Below are 21,801 nucleotides of genomic sequence, written 5' to 3' on the forward strand. Positions count from 1 at the left end.
GTGGGCTACCTCCACTCGAGCAAAATACTCTGGGCCATAAATCCAGGGCCAAAGGCGAGCATATAACCACGTTCACCTTCTTTAATTGTGCGCTCACTCGTTACCTTATGAAGAATATGCATAATAGTAGCACTGGACATATTGCCATGATTTTCTAAGACCCAACGAGACTCAGAGATATCCTTTTGGTAGTCTGAAATATAATTTTCCACCATTTGAATAATCTTCTTTCCTCCTGGGTGAAACATATAATTTTCAATATCTTCAATCTCAAGTCCATTGCGTTTTAAAAAAGGTAGGAATATATCTTCAAAATTTCCTTCAATTGCGGAAGGTACATCCTTATCAAGCACAATCTTTAAACCTGAGTTAACAAGCTCAAAGCCCATGAGATACTCACCGTGACTAAAGTGGTACATATCACTATCAATGATATGGGCGCCCTTTCCTTCCCCACCTTTTAAGACAGCACAAGCAAAGCCGTCTGAGAAAATTGCCGTTGAAACAAGGTTGGCCCCATCAAGATCATCCTTTTGAAATGTGATACTTGGTATCTCCATTGTTAAGACAAGGGCCGTTTTATCAGGATTTGATTTTAAAAAGTTATCTGCATAAATAAGGGCCGAAGTTCCACCTGCACAACCCATTTCAGTAACAGGTAGCCTAACCACCCCCGGCTTCATTCCAAACTCATTTACCAAGTAGGCATCCACTGATGGAATCATAAAACCAGTGCAACTTGTTGTTATGATATAATCCACTTGCGATGGATCCACATCACTATTTTCAAATGTTTGCTTAAGAAGCCTTTTTCCATACTCAATCATTTTCTCTTTGTAGATATTATTCTTCTCTTCAAAGCTTAAGTCTGAGAAAACTGTCTCTAAATCCACCACAATACTTCTTTGGTCAATATTTGCACCCTCAAGAATCTTTAGGGCCTTTCTTCTTGTTAACTTATCTACATCTTTCAACCACATACGATCAGCAGTCTCCATAATTTCCTGTGTTGAATAAGTGTAGTCTGGTCTAAGCGTTTCCATATGAACAATACGAGTCATTTGTTCCTCCTTCGTGCATATAGATTCGCTCCAAAAGTAAATTTTTGTAACTGGACTTACGTCCTATTTCCAAATAAAATATGTAAAAACAAGATGTTACAAATATATAAGACCAAGGTCCTAATCCAATGTTAAATAAACGTGAACGCCTTATAACAGGGCTTCTTTTCCTAACCATTTCAATTTTTCTTATCTTTGACATTTACGAGGACCTCCATGAAGGGGCAAGTTTTGAACATGTCTTTGAAGAGGCCATCATCATGATCATTGGCTTCATCGGAGCTGCATATTTGTGGTTTAAGTTATTATTTATTAAGAAAGAGAATATTAGGATAAGTGCAAACGTATCAAAGTTGAAAACTGACTTACAAAACTTTAAAGAACAAACAAAGAATCTCTCAGAAGGAATTTCTGACAAAATCAATGAACAATTGGATGACTGGAATCTGACCAAGTCAGAAAAGGATATCGCTCTACTTTTGTTAAAAGGCTTAAGTATCAAAGAAATCGCAGATATTCGCTCCACAGCAGAAAAAACAATCAAGCAACATTGTACAAAAATCTATCAAAAGTCGAATCTCAGTGGACGAAGTGAACTATCGGCATTCTTCCTTGAAGATATTTTGGTTATACGTTAAAAACTTGAGCCAGGTGTTTTTAAAAACTTCTTTTCTTCATCTGTTGAGCGTCGACCTAAGACCTTATTTCGATGTGGGTAGCGACCAAAGCGTTCGATAATGGCCATATGCTGATGCATATAATTAAGGGCCTGCTCACTTCCTAGTTCCTCAAAATACTTCAGTCCTTCTTTTTGAACCACTAAGGATTCACTGTGCATAAAGGGCATATAGAGAAAGTGTTTCTTTCTTTGCGTGAAGCCTTCATGAGTCTTCTGGGCCACCGCCTCCTGGGCCAATACTAAGGCCATGTCATCACTGGCAAACGAGCGAGGATCGTCGCGGTAAATATTACGAGAAAATTGATCTAAGAGAATGATTTCAGCAAGACGCCCTAAGTGCTCATGGCGCCACTCAAAGAGCTCACCTTTAGCGGCCATAGTGTGAAGACGACCAAAGCGCTTCTCTATTTCATGATCAACTTTAGGATCTTTGACCCATTTTTGTTCATCACTTAATTCATCGAACCAAAAATCAAGTACTTCGTGATACATCACTCCTCCTAATACTCTACTTTTTTACCATCTCACTTGCTCTAATTCTTAGATCTTAGTACATAGCATATATGAAAAATTTCATTCTCTTAGTGGCCCTAGTCTTTTTAGCAAGCTCATCTTTTGCAAGTGTGACAAGAGATGAATTTCTACAAGTAAAAGAGGCCCTCTATCAAGCATATAGCGAATTGGCCCCTTCTCAAAATGAAGTTTTAAAAATTAACTTACCAATCCCAGGTATCCCCAATGCTGACACCTATTGGTGGGATATCGACATGGTTCACGCTTCATATGTAAAAGTTGAAAATGATCAGAATCAAATAGAGCATCGCATTTACTTAATGGGTGGTTTTGCTCGTCTTTCAGGCATGACTCCAGATGGCCTTGCCCTTACAGGCTGTCATGAAATCGGACACGGTATTGGAGGAGAACCCTTTAAGAGCTCAGGTAGTACAACAGAGGGACAATCTGACTACTTTGCCACAAAGGTGTGTTTACCAATAGTTTTTAAGTATTTAAATGAGTTACGTGAGATCAATAGTAATCCAACGTATGAATCAATTTGCTCAAATCAGATTATGCACAACTCAAATACATGCCTTAGATTATTAACGGCCATGGAAGCCGATCAGGCATTTTTTAAGACTACAGGAGATGAAGTCTACTTCGATCACTTCTCTAATGAAGTTGCAACTGAGCTTAATACCGATGCATCCTATTACCCAGATTCACAATGCCGTTTTGACACAATGATCCATGGAATTCTAAATATCGAGCGGCCGATTTGTTGGTATCCTGGTGGTGCCGCAAACGGAACAATGCGACAATAGCTCAAATTTTCGACACATCCTCCATTAAGTGCTATGGTGCCTTTTCAATACTGTCAATTAAACAAACAAAGGGTGTTTATGGAAACTCATATGGAAAAAGTAAGTTACATTATCGGTCGTCAAATTGGATCTGATTTTGTTGCTCAAGGAATAGAAATCAATTCTGAAATCTTCGCAAATGCTGTTACGTCAGCAATGAAAGGTGAAGAAAGCCAACTTTCAGCAGAAGAAACACAAAAAACAATGAATGAATTTCAAGAGCATATGGCAAGACAACTTGCTGAAGCTGCAAATAAGCTAGCGGAAGAAGGTCGTGCTTACCTTGAAAAGAATAAGAGTGAAGAAGGTGTAACAACAACGGCATCAGGTCTTCAATACAAAGTTCTAGAAAGCGGAAGCGGTGCAACTCCAAGTGCTGACTCAACAGTTGAAGTTCACTATGAAGGTAAGTTAATTGATGGAACGATTTTTGATTCATCAATCCAAAGAGGACAAACAATCCAATTTCCAGTTGGTGGCGTAATCAAAGGTTGGACAGAAGCGCTTCAACTAATGAAAGAAGGTGATTCTTGGGAATTAACAATTCCATCTGAACTTGCTTACGGTGAGCACGGTGCAGGAGCGAAAATTCCTCCACACTCAACTTTAGTCTTTAAAGTTCAACTAATTAAAGCAAACGTATAGAGTAAATAAGGGGCCAGCATCGGCCCCTTAACTTTTACTAACCTTTCTTAACCAATCTTAAACATCAAAAGTATTAATAAAAAGCTACATTTCCTTTCATTAACTTATGGGAGGATTCAATGAAAAAACTCGTACTACTTTTAACGGTACTACCGTTTCTATTTAACTCGGCCACAGCTGAGCAAGTAAGAAAAAGCGGAGAAACAAAATTATCATCAACACAAACAATTAGTGCAATGGCACACTCGAGAAACTTTAGAAACTTCTTAAGTGCAGCAAAGTTAGCTGGACTAGATGATCTCGTTGATGCTGATGAAGATCTAACGATCTTTGCACCAAATGATCAGGCATTTGCAAAGCTACCGCCAGAAACAGTGGAGTATCTACTTGCAAACCCACTTGAGCTTAGAAAAGTACTTCTTTATCATGTTGGTTATGGACGTCTTGAGAAAAAAGATCTTCGTGAAGACAAGCAAGTAAAGACTTTTAATGGAAGGGTTATTCTTGTTGATCAAGATAGTGAAGAGTTCATTTTAAATAATGCAGCTATTCGTCTATCGACTATCAAAGGTCATGAAAGAAATATTATCGTTCATGAAATTAATGAAGTTCTTGTTCCTTCAGAAGAGCTACCACTAAACAACTTTCAAACAGTTGAATATGTTGACCTGAAGCAATACCTTGGTACTTGGTATCAGCAAGGTGCATACGACGCATTTTTTAATCTAAGATGCAAAGGAACGAAAGCAGAGTATAAGCTAAAGCATAACAGAGTACGTGTTAAGAACTCATGTCAACTTGCTAATGGTGAAGAAAAAGTTGATAAGGCATATGCTAAGGTTGCAGATAAAATTTCAAATGCGAAACTTAAGGTAAGCTTTGTTCCACTTCTTGGATACTTTGGAGTAGGTGCTGGTGACTATCAAATTATTCACCTTGATGAAGACTATACAGAAGCAATTGTTGGAGACGCTGCAAGAAATACTCTCTTTATCTTAACTAGAGAGAGAGAAATTGATGAAGCAAAGTATGAAGAATTAGTTCAAATTGCAGTAGATAATGGTTTTAGACCAGAATACATCAACAGAACTCCTGTTTATGAGATGGATGAGCCAACAGAACCTACTGAGCCTACAGAGCCGACAGAACCAACTGATCCATCAGATTCAAATGATAATCAAGATCAAACAGACCAAGATGATGACCTCATCATGGATCCAAATAGAGATCAAGACTCAAATGATGAAGATGCTATTCTAATTTTTAAATAAGCTAGCAAGAAATAAGGGGGCGATTGCCCCCTTTTTCTATTTAAGAATACATTTGAAATAAAATCACAGCAAAGAAGACTGCTACAAAGAGAATAAGGATTAGATAGAGACCTAAATCACTTCCCTCTTCATTACTACTCTTATAGTTACTTGTTCTTCCTTCATATTCAAAGTTCTTTACTTCTACAGTATTAACATCTGTTGTATTTTCCATACATTCTCCATAATTTTAAAATGACTAATTTAAACTCTTTATGAAAATGAATGGTATGGTGGGCTTAATCCGGAGTGACCTCCAAGATGTCTTTGAAGGAAGTGTGTTTGTGAAAACTCATTAACAATAAATATGTCTATGAATACTAATTGAAGGTTATAGTTACTAATAAATTGAGGATGATCAAAATCGACCTCTTCTTCACTTAACTCAGCTTCCTCAACAGATAGATCTAGGGAAATTGAACTATTAGTCTTAGTGAAATTAGAATGGTCTTTATGTAGGCCTGCTGAATTGTGACAAATGGCCCCAAATAAGAAAAGCGATAATAGAAGATAGAGTGATCTAATTTTCAAAACGCCACAGTCCTCTTACATTTGATACACCTGAAACTCTCCACTTATCTTTCTTGCGTAAAGTGAAAGTAAGCTCAACTGGCTCAAGAGTATATGCACCCTCTTTGATATTCTTCAAAATTGTAGCATTGGCCTGAGCTCTTTTCGAAATAAGAGGTGGCCTTGTAAGGCTTAATAAAGCAATTTGCATATCAAATTTATTATCAAAGTCAGGAACCATGACTATGGCCTTAACTGTAGCACTTCTTCCCTCTTCATTAACTTCCACAACCTTGAATGAGAGAAGTCCTTGAATTGACTCCAGTACCTCTTTCTTTGTCTTCTTAATATTCTTTTCCCAAGTAACGACATCTTTTACAAAGCCACGATAGTCCGCAATTTGTTGCTGAGAACCAAAGCCAGGATCATAGTAACTAAATGTCTCTTCAAAATTAACTAAGAAAGTCTCACGAATGACTGTTTCAATAGTTTCTTTTGAACTTGGTTTAGAGCAACTCATAAGAGAGATAGTTAAGCCTAGAAACAATAAATGGATAAAAGCCTTATTCATTGCTCCATTATACATGAGATATAAGTAAAATCGTTAGTTTTTATAAGTATTCTTTCTTTAAAAATTCAACATACTTAGAAAAAACAATATACCAAACCTTTATCCCCTGATTATCTCTTTCAACAACAGCATCCTTAATCTTATGCACAATTTGATCCATCTGAGTAAAACCATAAGATCTGGCCGAGCCTAGGATCGTGTGACATATCTGCCTCATGCTAACGTAGTCATTCACTCCGTAAGCAAAGGTCAATTTTTCAAAATCACTAATTGTATACTTTACGAAATCAGGAAGTAATCCAACAAGTTCATAATCTGTTTTTGCTCTTTCAAACTTCACTTTTTCTCCACTTCTTAAATTAGTTAAACAATATTTTGATAAGATTCTCTATATAGAAGGTTATAAACCGTCTTCTTTAAGACTGCACTGGCCACAGGTTTTTGAATAAATGCCGGAAAGTCATCACCACTATTTTCAACAAGCGAGCGGTAATTCACATCTTGAGATATAAAGATATATGAAATATCCGCACTACTTAATGACTTAATGACTCTCTTCACACTCATTCCATTAGTATCATTAAGATTAATATCAATTATGACCAGATCAACATCATAGGCAGTGATATAGTCAACTGCCTCGTATTCATCATTAAAAGTGATAACTTCTAACTGATAGTCTGACTCAAGAATTGGCTTTAAGTAATTTGTCATCTTTGGGCAATCATCAACTATCACGACGCGTTTTTGATAAGACCTAATCTTTGTCTTATTGTGATCCTGCAGCTTCTTTGCCCTTACATCAAATGTTCCATCAAGTTTCATAGAAATCCTTCCTTTAGTTCATTTCTTTTGACATAATATAAAGAAGTTGTGGGCCAGTTATCGCCAAGATTTCGAGAAGCCATAACAATTCAATAATTACGGCAACTTAAGTCAGTATTGTTTCTGTTTTTCAATTTGAGATTAGGAAAATTATGCTGCTTCGAATGAGCAATAACTACTAAGAAGAGAAGAATGAAGAACTACTTACTGATTGAAGACGATATTAGAATCCATAATCTCATTAAGGTTTATTTAAATAGTGATGAAAAGCTTCACTGTTATCAGGGCACCAAAGATATTCACAAGGTCCTAGAGCAAGTTAAAGTTGATATTGCTCTAATTGATATCCAGCTGGAAGATGAAGATGGACTTGCATTCTTTATGGAGAAGCGTGAGATCTTTGATAAGAATAATATCCCTGTCTTTATCCTTAGCCAAAATAAGGATCTTGTCACAAAGCTTAAGGCCTTTCAATTTGGAGTTGATGATTATATTGAAAAACCATTTGAGCCACTTGAACTATTTGCAAGAATTCGAAGAAAGGTTTCAAAGAATCAAAATAACTCACAAGACTTATCAATTGGAGACCTAACATTTAATGTTCTTAATCGAACGCTCTTTCTTGATGGACACGACGGTATTGAAGAAATTAAATTATCAACAATTGAATATAGTTTAATTCTCTATTTTGCCATGTCACCAAATATCGTTCTATCGAGGGAAACTCTCTTAAATGAAGTATGGGCAGATAAAGAAAATGTTACTGACCGTACCATCGATCATCATATTAGTAATTTACGAAAGAAGGTAAAGTCTAATAAGTATCATATTAAGACTCACTTTGGCCTTGGGTACTCATTCGCCCAATACTAGTCTTAGTACTTTAATTTAGTAGAGATGAACTCAATGTATTTTTTAAATACTTCATTCTGTTCTTGAATTTTATCAAGCTCACCTTCATCAACTAGATTCTTGATATTTCTAACTATCTCATCAAGTTCTTCAAAGCCATAAGAAATAGCTGTTCCAAGAATAGTATGACAAACATGCTTCATGGCCTCCACATCCTTATCACCATAGGCCAATTGAAATTTTTCAAAGTCTACTTGAGTATTGTCTATAAATGCCGGAATAATCTCTTTTAAATCTTCATCAATATTTGGTTGCTTAAATTCCATACTACACTTCGCTTCTCTTTAAAATTTTAGATACTTTCTTTAATAATAAATCTTTTTCAACTGGTTTTACAATATAATCGTTAACACCTAGGTCAATAACAGTTTTTGCAATCATATAGTCTTGGTTGGCCGAACATATACAAACAGGGATCTTTTTCAGTTTTTTATTTTCATTTCTTAAAACTAAGAATTCTCCACCGAACTCATTCGTCATATTTAAATCCAGAAGAACTAAGTCAGGAGAATAGGTATCAAGAACTTCATAAGTCTCTTTTAAGCTTTCACATGACTCAACAATTAAATCAAGCTCTTCAAGGTATAGCTTCATTAAACGAATAAAACGTTCATCATCATCAACAACAAGCACCATTTTGCCACTAAATTTCATTATAATTTTCCATTTTTATTTAATATTTTATCTATTGCTTCTAGAACACTGTTCTTTTTCACTGGCTTTGTTAGATATTCATCACAACCAATTTCAAAGCAACGATCCATATCCTCTTTAAGAGCAAAAGCAGTGAGAGCAATAATTGGAGTTCTTACTCTTTTCTTATCTTCTTCTAGTTGCCTTATCTTCTTAATCGCCTCAAATCCATCTAGAACAGGCATTTGAAGGTCCATAAAAATAAGATCAAAATCAGCTTCATACTTAAATAAGTAAAAGGCTTCCTGACCATTTTCTGCTTCAACAATGTCAAAGTTTTCATTTTTCAAGTAGACGTTAATTAAATTTCGATTATTAATAGCATCATCAACAAGAAGAATCTTAAGCTTCTTAGTCTTCTCTAACTTCGTTGGTAATTCATCTTCTTTTTTATGCTTACTAGACTGCTGCGGGCCTATGCTCCCCTTTTTCAAATTCAATGTAATTTGAAATTGACTTCCAATTCCAACCTTACTTGAAACATGGATAGCTCCCCCCATCAGTTCAACTAACTCTTTTGTAATAGCAAGTCCTAACCCAGTTCCACCATGTTGGTGAGTCGTTGACTTTTCACCTTGATCAAAGGCATTAAAGATACTCTCACTAACTTCATCTGGTATTCCAATACCACTATCAGTAACTGAAAAATGAATATTACCAGGAAGATCAGATGAGTTTTCTTTAATTACAACTCGTACACTTCCTTCTTGTGTGAACTTAATAGCATTTCCTATTAAATTAATTAGCACCTGAGTAATACGAGTCGAGTCTCCAATAAAATATTCTTCAACTCCATCTTCAATATTATAGGAAAGCTCTAACCCCTTCTCCTTAGCTGGCCAAGCAAAGATATCCATAACTCCTTCTAAGAGTTCCACTAGACTGAAATTTCTATCGTCGATGGAAATAGCAGAAGCTTCAATTTTAGAAATATCTAAAATATCATTTACAAGATTCAATAAGACTTCACTTGAGCTTCTAAGAGTACTTGCATATTGAATATACTCAGCAGGAAGAGGTGAATTAGCAAGAAGATCAGCATAACCAACGATGGAATTGAGTGGAGTTCGAATTTCATGACTCATATTTGCAAGGAATAAGGACTTTGCCTTTGAGGCCTCTTGAGCATCCTTAGTTGCCTCTCTTAGGCTTCTTTCATATTCAACCTGCTTAGTCATATCCAAGTTTACGCCAATATGACCGGCCGTACTTCCACCGCGATTTCGAAGAGGTGTTGCAATAGTTTTTGTGCGAGTCACCTCGCCAGTTTCCACATTGCAAAAATCAATATTGAGGTAAAATTCCTCTTCATTTAGAGCAGCTTCTGCCCATTTCTTAGCGACCTCCTCTCTTTGGTTAGAGTCAATGGCCTGAACCCAACCTTCTCCGAGAGCTTCTTCTTTATTCATACCTGCATAATCGAGCCAACGTTTATTTTGATACTTGGCGAGACCATCTGCACTTGTTAGAAATACACCTACCGGTAAAAGTTCCGCGAGTGTTTGAAACCTATTAAAACTATTTTGTAATTCTTCGAAAGCTTCCTGTTTTTCTTCAACAGCTTGCCAAGTCTCTATTTTCTTAGCAATAAGCTGAGAAAGAATTTCGACAAACTTAACCTCTTCTTTTGAAAAGCCACTTTTTCTAATGATTCTTGAAGAATAGTTTAAAGTTCCAAAGACTTTACCCTTAACGATAATTGGTGCACCGATATAGGATTCAAGCTTCATGTTTACATAAACAGGATGAGAACACATCTTAGGATGCATATCAACGTTTGAGAAAACAACTGTCTCTTTTCGAGATAGAACCTCAGCACAGTATGTGTTTTCAACTTCAGCTTCAAATCCAACGGTAATTTGCTCGTCAGGTCCGGTTACTTCAATAACTTTATATATTCCATCTTGAATATGGCTAATAATTCCATATTCGAGATCAAGAACAGCTGTACCTTTTTCTAAAAATTTTTGAAAATGATCAAAAGGATTTCCACGAACTCCAACATTAAGACTCTGGATTTCCTCCATCATAATTGAAAACTTATTACTGATAGTTAATTCGCTACTCATTTCAATATATTGAGAAATACCTTTTACTAAATTAGAAGCCAGTCGTACTTCATTCTCAGTAAGCTTTCTTGGTTCTTTGTCATAGAGAGATAACGCTCCAAGGACATACTTACCTTTAACGATCAAGGGAAAGCCAGCATAAAAACGATAATTTTCATTATCTATTCTTTGTGCCTTCATTGAAAACCTTTCATCGTTTTCTATATCTTCAATAATAAGGGGATCAAATCCCTTTGCTGTATTTAGAAAAAGAGAGTCGGAAACCTTTAGTTTTTTTGAATTGACGCCAAACGAAGACGTGATAATTTGATCACGTGTATTATCAATAGAGATAAAGCCAATTGGACATTTGACAAGTATCGCTACTGTTTCCAGGATACTGTCAAATGTCTCAATAATAGGCTCATTAAATATTTTTAGAGAGTTAAAAAGGTCAACCCTCTTTTCTTTAAATTCAGTTAAATTGGTCTTACTCATTTTTTTTTCTCAATATCAAAATTCTAAGAAAATTATAACACCTTTTTTGATCTGTGCACGAGTCTTCTTTATTTTACGCCTTCTTTTATTTCTTCCACAACTGATGGATCAAGAAGAGTTGACGTATCACCAAAATTATTAAAGTCATGGGCAGCAATCTTTCTAAGAATTCTTCTCATAATCTTTCCACTTCGAGTTTTTGGAAGACCTGAAACGATTTGAATCTTATCAGGACGAGCAACGGCACCAATTTCTTTTATAATTGTGTCGTTGATATGCTTTGTAACTTCTGCCTCATCTTTTAAATCAGTCACAACATAAGCATAGATCCCCTCACCTTTTACATCGTGCGGGTAACCAACAACGGCACTTTCAGCGATGGCCGTATTCTTACCGATAGCATTTTCAATCTCGGCCGTTCCAAAACGGTGACCAGACACATTGATAACATCATCCACGCGTCCTGTGATTCGCATATAACCTTCGATATCGCGTTTGGCACCATCACCAGAGAAATAATAACCCTTATAAGTTCTAAGATAGGCATTCATGAAACGCTCATGATTCTTATAAACAGTTCTAAGCATTCCTGGCCATGGGTGCTTAATACATAGCTTTCCTTCGGCCATTGTTTCACCAATCTCACGGCCATCATCATCAACTAGAACAGGAATAATTCCAGGAAGAGGAAGTGTTGCTTTACAAGGCTTTGTCTTTGTCAGCCCTGCCAGTGGAGAAATAAGAATCCCACCTGTTTCAGTTTGCCACCAAGTATCTACAATTGGACATTTCTTCTTTCCAATATGCTCATTATACCAATGCCAAGCTTCAGCATTAATAGGTTCACCAACAGAGCCTAGAACCTTTAAAGTTGAAAGGTCGTATTTAGCAGGAACATCGTCTCCACACGCCATTAAAGCACGAACCGCAGTTGGCGCAGTATAAAAATGTGTTACCTTATTCTTTTCAACGATATCCCAAAAGCGTCCCGCATCTGGATAAGTTGGTACACCTTCAAACATCATTGTTGTGGCGCCATTTAAAAGTGGCCCATAAGTGATGTAAGTGTGGCCAGTGATCCAACCAATATCTGCTGTACACCAGTACATATCTTTACTCGATTCTCCTGGGTCTACTTGAAAGACATTGGCAAAAGTATAAGCGGCCCAAACCATATAACCAGCTTGCGTATGAACAACACCCTTAGGCGTTCCAGTTGAACCAGAAGTATAGAGAATAAATAATGGATCTTCTGCATCTAGTTGAGGAGCTGTGTGCTTATCGGAAGCTTTATCAAAGAGTTCGTGCCACCAAAGATCACGCCCATCTTGCATAGTTACTTTATTATTTGCACGCTTATGTACAATTACATTCTTAACACAAGAGCAGTCTTTTTCTTTTAGGGCCTCATCGACAATAGACTTAAGTTCAGTGACTTTAGTTCCGCGAAGTCCTCCATCATTTGTGACAAGCACACTACACTCTGCATCTACAATTCTTCCGGCCAGGGCCTGAGCTGAGAAGCCACCAAAAACAACAGAGTGAATCGCACCAATTCTGGCACAAGCAAGAACTGTAAACATCAGCTCTGGGACCATAGACATATAGATACAAACACGGTCACCTTTTTTAACACCAAGCTCTTCTAACATATTTGCCGTTTTACAAACTTGAGCGTGAAGTTCTTTATAAGTGAATTCTTGATTTTTCTCACTAGGATCATTAGCAACATAGACCAGTGCTTTCTTATCACCTCTTGTTTCAAGATGACGATCGAGACAATTTTCAGTGATATTTAATTTGGCACCATTAAACCAACGAATTTCCCCATCAGTAAAATCACCTAACGTAACATCTTGCCACTTTTTAGAAAATTGAAAATTCTCTGCGATCTTTCCCCAGTATTCACTCGGGTTATTCTTTGCCTGCTCATAAGCGGCTTCATATTCTTCGAAAGTTTTAAGACGAATATCCATATTCTTTACCTCATAAAATTTTAGTGATTAGAACTAAATTTTCTCGCAAAGATATGAATTCGTCTAGTAAACGTATGGATTCTTAACTTCTATAATCTTACTTAGTAAGGCCCTTAAATCATTCATTTGGCCGTACCAATAATTAGGCGACTCAAAGTAGCCAAAAGTATATTTAAATGACGGATCGTCCCATCGCTTCGCAATCCATGCACTAAAGTGAATGAGGCGTAGTGCACGAAGAGAAGGAATTAATTTTAGCTGCTCATAAGGAAATGAGCGAATACTATCATATGCATCTAAAAATATATTTCGATCGATAATGGATTGTTGATCATCCCCTGGACAAATCGGCCATACATCCTGAACGACTGGGCCCATTACCATATCATCAAAGTCAACAAAGTAAGAATCATCACCTCTTAAAATGATATTTCCTTTGTGAAAGTCACCATGAACTCTTTGAAAGTTCATATTCTCAAAGAGAGGCTTTGATTCACGAATGATCTGATCACAAATTGTAATGAAGCTTTCTCTGATATCTGCAGGAATATAGTCCGTAGACTTTAAGTAGTTAAGATTAGCTTCTCCGTAAGATTCAGGAGTGAGTTTTATTCGATGTTCGGCCGCCTTAAGAGCACCAACACTATGGATACGAGCAAGTGAGCGCCCCATTATTTCAAGTTGCTCTTCATTCATTTCTTCAGGGTTTCTTCCCCCTCTCTTTTCATAAAGGCAATACAAAATCTTATGATCAGGCATTTCAAATAGAGTTTCACCATCGATATTTAATGGTGGAATCACAGGAACTTCTGCTTCCACAAGGTCATTTAAAAAGTCGTGTTCATCTCGTATTTGTTCCTTTGTCCAACGCCCAGGACGATAGAATTTGGCCACGATAAAATTATCACTTGGTGAGTTGATCTCACTTTCAGGTCGATCAACTTCAATTTCATAAACACGATTTTCGATACTATTTAAAGGTAAACAACGGCCAGTGGTTTTAAAGCCCACAGCGTCAATAGCATCCAAGATGGCCTCTGGATTTAATTTGAAGAAGTATTGGGTCTCTTCACTACCCCAAACATATTTAGACATGTAAAAAATCATACGCTTGCGCATGGCACCATGGCAATGAAAACATCGAATGTTACAAAGCCATATATTTAGGAGAGATTATGTATAAATTTGCACTTTTAGCACTTATTTCAACTTTTAACCTTGCTGCAACTTTTGAATTTGTTGGCCCATGTGAAAGAGCCGCTCTATTTGAAACCCAAATGCAACTAGATAATGGTGCAACAGTTGGAAGTGCAACAATTAAGCTTCTAAATACTTATCAAATCCCTCATAAGGGTACACAACGAGGAATGAATTCCATCTTTGATACTCCAACAGGAATTGATGCCATGGAGGTCTTAAGTGATACTCAAATGAATGCTCATGGATGGTGTTACTCAGTAAATGGCCTAAGTCCAGAGGTTTATCCAAACGAAGTTGAGCTTAAAGACAACGATCACGTTATGTGGTGGTTTGGATACGCTCACTATGATAGCGGAAAATGGATCACACAATGTGAGCCGACTTGGAAGCGAGCTCCTGCACAATTTTGCAACTAGGCCCTAAATTAGCTTGAACAACTTAGAGTTGAGCATCCTGGTCGTGAAGTCGACCACTCAGGAGCTTTTTTATAAAAAGGTCTCGTGAACTCATTTAATTCATATGGATTCAAAATCGCCTGCTCTAAATTACGTAGACTTGTTTCATCACCTTTTTCTAGGTCATCAAGAACAAGTTGCACGATATAATTTCTTGGAATAAAGACAGGGTTTGATTCGTTCATAACTCCATAGGCAATCATAGGATCTACTCTTTGAAGCTTTTGCTCCCTTTGCCATTTCTTTAACCAGATATCCAGACGATTTCTATCATCATTCGTTAAGTCTTTATAGAAGATGCTTTGCCAGTCAACTTCTTTGCCCTCCATCACAACCATTAAGCTGCGATAAAAGAGGGTCATATCTGCTTGAAGATCATATTGAAGATCAAAGAGTTCATCTATAAATTGACGCTCACAGGTTTTAAGTCCAACTTTCTTTGCTTGAATATCTTGATAGAAGTGATGGAACTTATCAGGAAAGCTATCCAGTTGTGCATCGAGGTTATCAAGACAAACAGTCTGAAGCGCCTCTTTTAATTGAGCAAGATTCCAATATGCAATATTGACTTGATTAATAAATCGGTAACGTTTTTCTCTGAAGTCAGTTGTATTTGGTGTCCAATTAGGATCGAATCGATCAAGCCAACCATAAGGCCCATAGTCGATAGTAAGTCCTAGCATTGATAAGTTGTCAGTATTCATCACTCCATGAACAAAGCCAACACGCATCCATTCACTCATGAGACAAGCAGTTCGGCGCACAACCTCACCAAACATTTCCTTAATGGACATGCCAGGAAAATAATTTTCTATCGTATAATCGATAAGTTCTTTTAATTCTTCGAGTTCATGGTTGGCCGCATGTATTTGATAATTCCCAAACCTCAAGAAACTAGGTGCAATTCTAGTACAAATAGCTCCTTTCTCGTAAGCAGCATTTCCATCATAGAACATATCCCTAAGGACATCCTCTCCGGTCTCAACAAGGCTTAATGCCCTTGTCGTTGGAACTCCTAAATGAAACATTGCTTCAGAGCAAATATATTCTCTAAGTGATGAGCGAAGAACGGCCTTACCGTCTGCTCCCCTTGAATAAGGAGTTAGACCTGCTCCTTTCAGTTGAATTTCCATCCCATTTAATTGACCAAGACTCATGGCCCTGCCATCACCAAGCTGTCCGGCCCAATGTCCAAACTGATGGCCACCGTAGCGAGCAGCAATCGGAGTTGGAATATAATTATCTTGATTACCACTTAAAAGTTTAATCCAAAGCTCTTTATCTGAATCTTTAATTCCCATGGCAGAAGCTAGGCCATTACTCCAACAAAGTAATTTAGGATTAGGTGCTTTCTCAGGTCTAACTTTAGAAAAGTGTGCACCTGGAGTTTGTTGAGGGCGACCTGTTAGCTGTTTAAACTCTCGTAGCCCCTGATAAATTTCTTCGAGTTTAATCATTTTTTGCCTCTAGTAATGTGGTGGCTTAAAGTCTTTAAGATTCTCAAGTGTCATCTGCTCAGCAGGACCGTCGCTCTGGGCGGCCACGAGATTCTTAACATGTGCAACTAATTCATCAATGATAAACTCTTGCTTTGTTACAACTTCATTTAGTTGGCCTAATAAATGATCTTGATGACAAAATTTTTCTTCAAGATCGACTAATCTCTTTTCAAGTTCTTCTTTATTCATGTTTATTAAATACTACATTCCTTAAGTAGCGTCTATTTATTAGTCGTAGCTTACTGTACTTCTAGTAACTTAGAGAGGTGTCAAAAATTAGGATTTAATTAATCACTTCCATTTAAGATCATGCTAAAATATTTGCCATGAAAAAGAAGTGGAATTTTGCCACCAATTTTATCAGTCTCATGCTGCTTGGGTTTATAATTTACAAGCAGGCGCCTGCTGTCATGAATAACTTTAAGAAAGAGGGCTCAAATCTCAATCCAAAAGAATATCTTGATATCAGAACAAATGAGAAGATCAACTTTCCGTCTCAAAATGAGAAGGATCACTCTATTGCGATCTTTTGGGCAACGTGGTGTGGGCCATGTAAAGTTGAAATGCAAAGACTCCATGACTCAGTATTGGAAGGAAAAATCAATCCACAATCAATCTACGCTATTAACGCATTTGAAACAGGTGTAAAAGTACGTCGCTTTATTAATCAAAGTCCATATAAGTTTCGTTTCATAAATTCTCCTTATGCAACGAGAAAGCTCCAAGTAAAGTCCACACCCACAACAATCTTTTTAAAGGGTAATAATGTCACTTCCATGAGTTCTGGTTTGAGCTTAATTGGTATTTGGCGAGCAGAAAAGCATCTGGCCACAAAGTAAGAACTCTCGACAAGAGTTTCTTTAAAGGCTAATATCGATTTATGGATTCAAATCAAAAACTTACATATACTAATGATGAAGGCCTAGAGGTTAAGACATCACAATTTTTAAGAAACCGAGGTTCTTGCTGTCGAACAAGCTGTCTTCACTGCCCATATGGATTCACTCTTAAGAATAACGATATCACTTTTAGAGATGTTGAAGCACAAGAGATAAAACTCGCACAAACAATTATGGATGAAAGTGCTGGTAAGCAAGAAGAAACTTCTTCCATAGCGGCCTCACTCATGGGATCTGCATTTGGTGCACCTAAGAAAAAAGTTAATTCAATACAAATTAATGATGAAAATTATCACAATTATGCTTTTGCTACTTTAAAAGAAGTTGTCTTTGGGCTAATTGAAAAAGGACCGAATCAAGCAAGAAAGCTCTACTTAAGAGAGCACTTTAAAGAGCAAGGCCTGGATATCGACTTCATAAATTCAACGATTTAAACCTGTTCATTAAATTTACACCCCTAAAAACTTTTACAATCATACTCATCTGAATCTCTAAATAACCTATATTAACAGGGAATATTTGGAGAATTAGATGAAGAGAACCGCACTACTTTTAGTAGTACTAACTACATTAATTTCAAGCTTACAGGCCCAGGCCAGACACAGCGACTCAGACTTTCGTGAAAGACAACGTGAAAGGATGAAAGAGCGTCGCAAAGAAAAAGAGCGCAAGAAGAAAATTAATCGAATCAACTGGTCTGCAAATTATCAGGACTTATTAAATGAGAATGGTCGCTTCTTTCAACGCCTATTTAGGCGTCATGATGCCGGTCGAATTATAGGTTTAGAGCTTATTATTGCATCAAGCTCTTGGTCAAATATTGAAAGTGGCTTTGGTCACACAATGCTTCGTTTTGTTGATGATATTGGAACTGAATCTGATGATGTTGTTCTAAGCTTTGTAGCAAATGTCGATAGTGTAAAGCTCAACTATGTAAAAGGTATATTTGGTGGATACCCAGTATTTCCTCAAGTCAAAAGTCTTCGTCTTTTTATGGATGAATACAATAACAGACAAAAAAGAGATCTTGATCGATACATTATTATCTCAAATGAAGAAATCAGAAATAACGTAATTAACGAGTTAAAAGAGCAATGGCGACAGATCGCTAAACACCGCATTGAAACACATAAAGGTGTAATGCAAGAAACTGTTGAAAAACTTAAAAACTACTCTAGTGAAAAATATGGACAGGGACAATATGGAATCCTGCCACTGAGGTCGCAAACAGGGTCAATCTATGCCCTATCAGCAATTCCAAAGAAAACTGAAGGACAAGTAAAGACAACAGTAGAAGAAATCTTTCCTCTTCTTTATGACCTTCCACAAAGTAGTGATTTGGGAGATTATACTTTCTTTGCAAATAATTGTGCTGGAGCACTTGTAAACTTCTTTAAACAAGTAGGACTTCCATATCATAAGAGCCTTGGTATAAAAGGAAGAATCCCTCTAGCTCTACCAAAGTACTTAAAAAGAGCATTAGTTAATCCTTATCCAATTATTAAGATTAAATCACTAAGAGAATTAAAAGAAAAAGTTGTTGAGATACTTGATCTTAAAGATATTGATCAACTTCGATACGACATAAAACCAGAACAAGTTAAAGTGCTAATTAATAAGCTAACTCTTAATGAAATTAGAAAACTAAATGAGATTGTATCATTTGACCTAGCTGCCTTTAATGAATACAAGGCTTTTATCAAAAAAACAGACCGTATTGGATTTGATGAATTACATGGCCTAGAAAAGGTTCCAGCTAACCTCTATGAAATTTGTAATAACTCAAAATGCGAGTCTGAAATCAAGACAAGCTTAGAGTCATTTTATGGAAAAGGTACTTTAGCAAAGATTCAAGAAGAAGGACAAAAGCTTTCTAAAAGAGAAATTATTAAGTGGAAACGCGATCATCGAACAAAAAGAAGAGTTCGTGTCTACACTGACCCATACGAAGGACTATTAGTTAACAAAGAAATACTAGATCATCAAAAACGATTCTATCTTTTACATGAGAGATGGTAATTTTAGGAGGAACAATGAAAAAGTCACTTTTAGCACTTGGGCTACTATGCTCTATTGCAACAACAGCAGCACAAGCAAATTGTCTTGAGCTTTACAAAGAAAGAAATGATGCACCTACTGATAAAGCAATTGGTACGGCTGCAGCACTTAGTACAACAGGTGTAGCACTTGCCTGGGGTGGAACTGAGCTTGCATCATCAACAATTGCAGCAGGAACAGCTGTTTTAGCAGATTCAGATAATGTTATCATTGATCTTATCGCTCTAGATATTATTCATGATGGTATTACTTCAGCAACTGAAGCTGTTTACTACGGTTCATCAAGTACGCTTGCTGCCTCTGGTGTTCTAGACTCAAGTAGAAGAAACTTTAGCGGGCAAATTAAGCTTATCGAAGATGCACAACTTGCACCAAAAGTAACAGGGACAACTCTTGCAGAGTTTACAGAAGACTTAAATGACAAGCGCTCTGAAGATGCTAAAGTTTCAACAGCAGATGTTGCTAACGAAATCCGCATCGCTAACGATCGTCTTGAATTCTGTATTGATCCAGATGATATGATGTCTATGTCTGAGATTAGAGATTTCATCAACAAGCAACTATAATACTTGTCTATATCGTGGGCCAAATTCCTTGGCCCACTGTTTATTTCCTAAACACTTTTCAATAACTAAACATTCAACTATTTGCTAACACCCTATAATCACGATATGAACTTGGCATATCTATTGCAATTATATATGAAATAGAAAAATCCAATCGTAAATCACAATTAGGGAGAAAGACGATGAAGAATATCTGTTGCCTAGCTTTAATGACATTAGTCGTTTTCAGTACGAATACACAAGCTGAAAGCTACCGTGGAAAGTTATTCAAGAAAGATGGTGTTGTGAAAGCAAAAATCCATATTGATGGCCAAGTCGATAACTTCAAAGTTACACAATTAAAATTCCCTAAACGCTACAACAAGTATCTCGATAAAGTCCTAGTCAACTCTCCTGATTATGTCTTTGAGTTTGATGGTGAGATCTCTGAGAATAATCTTATTATTGATAAGATGCCAAGAGTTGTTGCCGACTTAGAAGATCGAGTTGGAGTTCTTACAAAAAGTGCCGATGGTACATTCTATCTTAATGATCAAAAGGCTGAGTTTGGAAGAACAAAGAAGATTTACGGAACAAAATTTGATAAAAAATCACGTAACTATTTTGTTGGAAAGAAAGTCCACACTCAAGGTCACATGGAAGACAATACTTATATAATTAATGCAATTATTCCTGCAAACCTTTTCACTGTTGGTGATAATCCATATCCAGCAAATAAGAAATTCGAAAAGAATCCTTTAAAATACATTCTTAAAGAAATGCCAAAGAATAAAAATTCTCAATCACTTGAGCCATTTAGAGGAACTATTCGTCATCGTGATAATTATCAGGCCACTCCAGGAGATCACGTTTTTGTTGTCACTTTAAGTGGACGACAAGGAGATATTCCAGGTTCAGCAGCAGGACACTTTGCTATTGGAATGGGAGAAGTACAAAAAGACTTATCAATAAAAGGTGAAACATTTAATTTTTACTTTAAAGGTGAAAAAGAGGTTCTTGCTAGTAATACAGACCTAGTAAGTTACTTTGGTCACCTAATTCAAGGACAGGTTAATTACCGTCCAACTTATACACTAATTGGCTATGCTCGCTCAAAAGAAGATATGATGAAAGTTCGTGATATCTTTGAAGAACAACTACATCGAGTACGTACAGAAGAGGGTCTAGAAATTACTCCATTTTATAATTGTACAACGACTTCTAATGATACAATGAGAGAAATTGGCATCAAGGGAGCACATGAGTTTGCTATTAGTAATATCCTTGACTACCAATTTTATCTACCACTTAGCCAAAAAGCGCCAAAAGACGGAACTGATGCATCGAAATTATCTCAATTACGTTATATTCTAAAAAGAGATTCTGAGCATTACGTACCAAGAAAAGCATTTGAGTCTTTTGCTAAAGCAATGGTTTATCAAAGTAAGCGATTAAAGCTAAAAAGAACTGATTATATATTCTTACCTCAGACACCATCAGAGAGAAAGATGGGTGGTATCTCTTATGATGAAGTACTTGCTGAAGGAAATAAGATTGTTAACTTCAGTAAGGCCAGAGATGAGAGGATTGCAAAAGAAAAAGAAGCAAGAAAAGTACTGGCAGACGAAAGTTCTACACAAGAAGAGATTAACGCTGCAAAAGAAGTACTAGCAAAAGCTCCTTCTAAAGAGGAAGATGAAAAGCAAATTGATGAGCTTCTCTATAGTATCGATTAATAAAATTTAAATACAAAATTAAGTTTCTCCTAAACTATATAAGTGTCACTATATAGTTTAGGAGTTTTCATGTTTAAGGCCCTATTTTTTTTGGTTATCACTCTCCCCTTTTTTACACTCGCTTCAGATGAAATGAAGTGGCCCACTCACAGTATCAGCTTAACTTATGGTGTCTCTTTCCACGATAGTTCAATTCGACTAAACTATGACTGGCGATTTAGTGATAATAAAAAGCATATTATGGCATTTTCCTGGTATCAGTATCATCGTAGTGGAAGAAAAGTACTTGCTGAAGATATAAAATATTAGGATAAAGATGG

The 21,801-nt window shown here is 36.6% G+C and carries 26 protein-coding genes; 12 read left to right on the forward strand and 14 right to left on the reverse strand.

The window, feature by feature from the left end:
* Positions 1-5 precede the first annotated feature (5 nt).
* Entirely contained in the window at positions 6-1,061 is a 1,056-nt protein-coding gene (locus DAY19_RS07120) for a type III polyketide synthase (RefSeq protein WP_115360835.1), read from the reverse strand.
* Positions 1,062-1,189: 128 nt separating this feature from the next.
* Here DAY19_RS07120 and DAY19_RS07125 point away from each other — a divergent pair, with 128 nt between their 5' ends.
* A complete protein-coding gene (locus DAY19_RS07125) occupies positions 1,190-1,699 on the forward strand; it encodes a helix-turn-helix transcriptional regulator (RefSeq protein WP_115360837.1) in 510 nt (169 codons plus the stop codon).
* Here DAY19_RS07125 and DAY19_RS07130 read toward each other — a convergent pair.
* Positions 1,696-2,232 (reverse strand): DUF924 family protein, encoded by a 537-nt coding sequence (locus DAY19_RS07130; RefSeq protein WP_115360839.1) that lies wholly within the window; start codon positions 2,230-2,232, stop codon positions 1,696-1,698. The genes DAY19_RS07125 and DAY19_RS07130 overlap by 4 nt on opposite strands.
* Positions 2,233-2,303: 71 nt before the next feature.
* Between DAY19_RS07130 and DAY19_RS07135 the strand changes: the two genes are divergently transcribed.
* The 3 genes from DAY19_RS07135 (at position 2,304) to DAY19_RS07145 (ending at position 5,017) form a co-directional block, all read left to right on the forward strand.
* A complete protein-coding gene (locus DAY19_RS07135) occupies positions 2,304-3,062 on the forward strand; it encodes a hypothetical protein (RefSeq protein WP_115360841.1) in 759 nt (252 codons plus the stop codon).
* 90 nt (positions 3,063-3,152) lie between these two features.
* Entirely contained in the window at positions 3,153-3,746 is a 594-nt protein-coding gene (locus DAY19_RS07140; RefSeq protein WP_233500249.1) for an FKBP-type peptidyl-prolyl cis-trans isomerase, read from the forward strand.
* A 119-nt stretch (positions 3,747-3,865) separates the two neighbouring features.
* On the forward strand, positions 3,866-5,017 hold the full coding sequence (locus tag DAY19_RS07145; RefSeq protein WP_115360845.1) for a lipocalin family protein: 1,152 nt from the start codon (positions 3,866-3,868) through the stop codon (positions 5,015-5,017).
* 40 nt (positions 5,018-5,057) lie between these two features.
* On the opposite strand, the gene DAY19_RS15230 is transcribed toward DAY19_RS07145, so the two are convergent.
* Genes DAY19_RS15230 through DAY19_RS07165 form a run of 5 tightly spaced genes read right to left on the reverse strand, consistent with a single transcriptional unit; the run spans position 5,058 to position 6,962 of the window.
* The gene (locus DAY19_RS15230) at positions 5,058-5,231 is read right to left on the reverse strand and encodes a hypothetical protein (RefSeq protein ID WP_158536826.1); all 174 of its coding nucleotides are present in this window, start codon (positions 5,229-5,231) and stop codon (positions 5,058-5,060) included.
* A 38-nt stretch (positions 5,232-5,269) separates the two neighbouring features.
* Positions 5,270-5,587 carry a hypothetical protein gene (locus DAY19_RS07150; RefSeq protein ID WP_115360847.1) on the reverse strand — a complete coding sequence of 106 codons (318 nt, stop codon included), beginning with the start codon at positions 5,585-5,587 and terminating at the stop codon, positions 5,270-5,272.
* Positions 5,577-6,137, reverse strand: a complete 561-nt coding sequence (locus DAY19_RS07155) for a hypothetical protein (protein WP_120404483.1) — start codon at positions 6,135-6,137, stop codon at positions 5,577-5,579. Before DAY19_RS07155 ends, DAY19_RS07150 begins: the two co-directional genes overlap by 11 nt.
* 40 nt (positions 6,138-6,177) lie before the next feature.
* Positions 6,178-6,477, reverse strand: coding sequence for an Hpt domain-containing protein (locus tag DAY19_RS07160; protein ID WP_115360851.1), 300 nt, complete (start codon positions 6,475-6,477; stop codon positions 6,178-6,180).
* Positions 6,478-6,500: 23 nt separating this feature from the next.
* A complete protein-coding gene (locus DAY19_RS07165; RefSeq protein WP_115360853.1) occupies positions 6,501-6,962 on the reverse strand; it encodes a response regulator in 462 nt (153 codons plus the stop codon).
* Positions 6,963-7,154: 192 nt separating this feature from the next.
* On the opposite strand from DAY19_RS07165, the gene DAY19_RS07170 reads away from it, so the two are divergent.
* Positions 7,155-7,835 carry a response regulator transcription factor gene (locus tag DAY19_RS07170; RefSeq protein ID WP_115360855.1) on the forward strand — a complete coding sequence of 227 codons (681 nt, stop codon included), beginning with the start codon at positions 7,155-7,157 and terminating at the stop codon, positions 7,833-7,835.
* A 2-nt stretch (positions 7,836-7,837) separates the two neighbouring features.
* On the opposite strand, the gene DAY19_RS07175 is transcribed toward DAY19_RS07170, so the two are convergent.
* The 5 genes from DAY19_RS07175 to DAY19_RS07195 all read right to left on the reverse strand — a co-directional run bounded on the left by DAY19_RS07175 (position 7,838) and on the right by DAY19_RS07195 (position 14,184).
* Positions 7,838-8,140: an Hpt domain-containing protein gene (locus DAY19_RS07175; RefSeq protein WP_115360857.1), complete on the reverse strand. Its 303-nt coding sequence runs from the start codon at positions 8,138-8,140 to the stop codon at positions 7,838-7,840.
* 1 nt (position 8,141) lies between these two features.
* Positions 8,142-8,528 carry a response regulator gene (locus DAY19_RS07180; protein WP_115360859.1) on the reverse strand — a complete coding sequence of 129 codons (387 nt, stop codon included), beginning with the start codon at positions 8,526-8,528 and terminating at the stop codon, positions 8,142-8,144.
* On the reverse strand, positions 8,528-11,113 hold the full coding sequence (locus tag DAY19_RS07185) for a GAF domain-containing hybrid sensor histidine kinase/response regulator (protein ID WP_115360861.1): 2,586 nt from the start codon (positions 11,111-11,113) through the stop codon (positions 8,528-8,530). The genes DAY19_RS07180 and DAY19_RS07185 overlap by 1 nt, the downstream gene beginning before the upstream one ends.
* 68 nt (positions 11,114-11,181) lie before the next feature.
* The gene (acs, locus tag DAY19_RS07190; RefSeq protein ID WP_115360863.1) at positions 11,182-13,089 is read right to left on the reverse strand and encodes an acetate--CoA ligase; all 1,908 of its coding nucleotides are present in this window, start codon (positions 13,087-13,089) and stop codon (positions 11,182-11,184) included.
* A 63-nt stretch (positions 13,090-13,152) separates the two neighbouring features.
* Complete coding sequence (locus tag DAY19_RS07195) at positions 13,153-14,184, reverse strand: serine/threonine protein kinase (protein ID WP_158536827.1); 1,032 nt, start codon at positions 14,182-14,184, stop codon at positions 13,153-13,155.
* An 80-nt stretch (positions 14,185-14,264) separates the two neighbouring features.
* On the opposite strand from DAY19_RS07195, the gene DAY19_RS07200 reads away from it, so the two are divergent.
* The gene (locus DAY19_RS07200) at positions 14,265-14,705 is read left to right on the forward strand and encodes a DUF4430 domain-containing protein (RefSeq protein WP_115360868.1); all 441 of its coding nucleotides are present in this window, start codon (positions 14,265-14,267) and stop codon (positions 14,703-14,705) included.
* Positions 14,706-14,713: 8 nt separating this feature from the next.
* Here DAY19_RS07200 and DAY19_RS07205 read toward each other — a convergent pair whose 3' ends face one another.
* Entirely contained in the window at positions 14,714-16,201 is a 1,488-nt protein-coding gene (locus DAY19_RS07205) for a protein adenylyltransferase SelO (RefSeq protein ID WP_115360870.1), read from the reverse strand.
* Positions 16,202-16,210: 9 nt separating this feature from the next.
* Positions 16,211-16,432 carry a SlyX family protein gene (locus tag DAY19_RS07210; RefSeq protein WP_115360872.1) on the reverse strand — a complete coding sequence of 74 codons (222 nt, stop codon included), beginning with the start codon at positions 16,430-16,432 and terminating at the stop codon, positions 16,211-16,213.
* Between the two features lie 221 nt (positions 16,433-16,653).
* Here DAY19_RS07210 and DAY19_RS07215 point away from each other — a divergent pair, with 221 nt between their 5' ends.
* From DAY19_RS07215 to DAY19_RS07240, 6 genes are all read left to right on the forward strand, one after another.
* Positions 16,654-17,082, forward strand: a complete 429-nt coding sequence (locus DAY19_RS07215; protein ID WP_115360874.1) for a TlpA family protein disulfide reductase — start codon at positions 16,654-16,656, stop codon at positions 17,080-17,082.
* Between the two features lie 41 nt (positions 17,083-17,123).
* A complete protein-coding gene (locus DAY19_RS07220; protein WP_115360876.1) occupies positions 17,124-17,576 on the forward strand; it encodes a DUF5522 domain-containing protein in 453 nt (150 codons plus the stop codon).
* A gap of 97 nt (positions 17,577-17,673) precedes the next feature.
* Entirely contained in the window at positions 17,674-19,161 is a 1,488-nt protein-coding gene (locus tag DAY19_RS07225) for a lipoprotein N-acyltransferase Lnb domain-containing protein (RefSeq protein WP_115360878.1), read from the forward strand.
* Positions 19,162-19,175: 14 nt separating this feature from the next.
* A complete protein-coding gene (locus DAY19_RS07230; protein WP_115360880.1) occupies positions 19,176-19,766 on the forward strand; it encodes a hypothetical protein in 591 nt (196 codons plus the stop codon).
* 182 nt (positions 19,767-19,948) lie between these two features.
* Positions 19,949-21,481, forward strand: coding sequence for a hypothetical protein (locus DAY19_RS07235; protein ID WP_115360882.1), 1,533 nt, complete (start codon positions 19,949-19,951; stop codon positions 21,479-21,481).
* Positions 21,482-21,550: 69 nt separating this feature from the next.
* Entirely contained in the window at positions 21,551-21,790 is a 240-nt protein-coding gene (locus DAY19_RS07240; protein ID WP_115360884.1) for a hypothetical protein, read from the forward strand.
* Positions 21,791-21,801: the final 11 nt, after the last annotated feature.

It is taken from the genome of Halobacteriovorax vibrionivorans (assembly GCF_003346865.1).
Taxonomy (GTDB): domain Bacteria; phylum Bdellovibrionota; class Bacteriovoracia; order Bacteriovoracales; family Bacteriovoracaceae; genus Halobacteriovorax_A; species Halobacteriovorax_A vibrionivorans.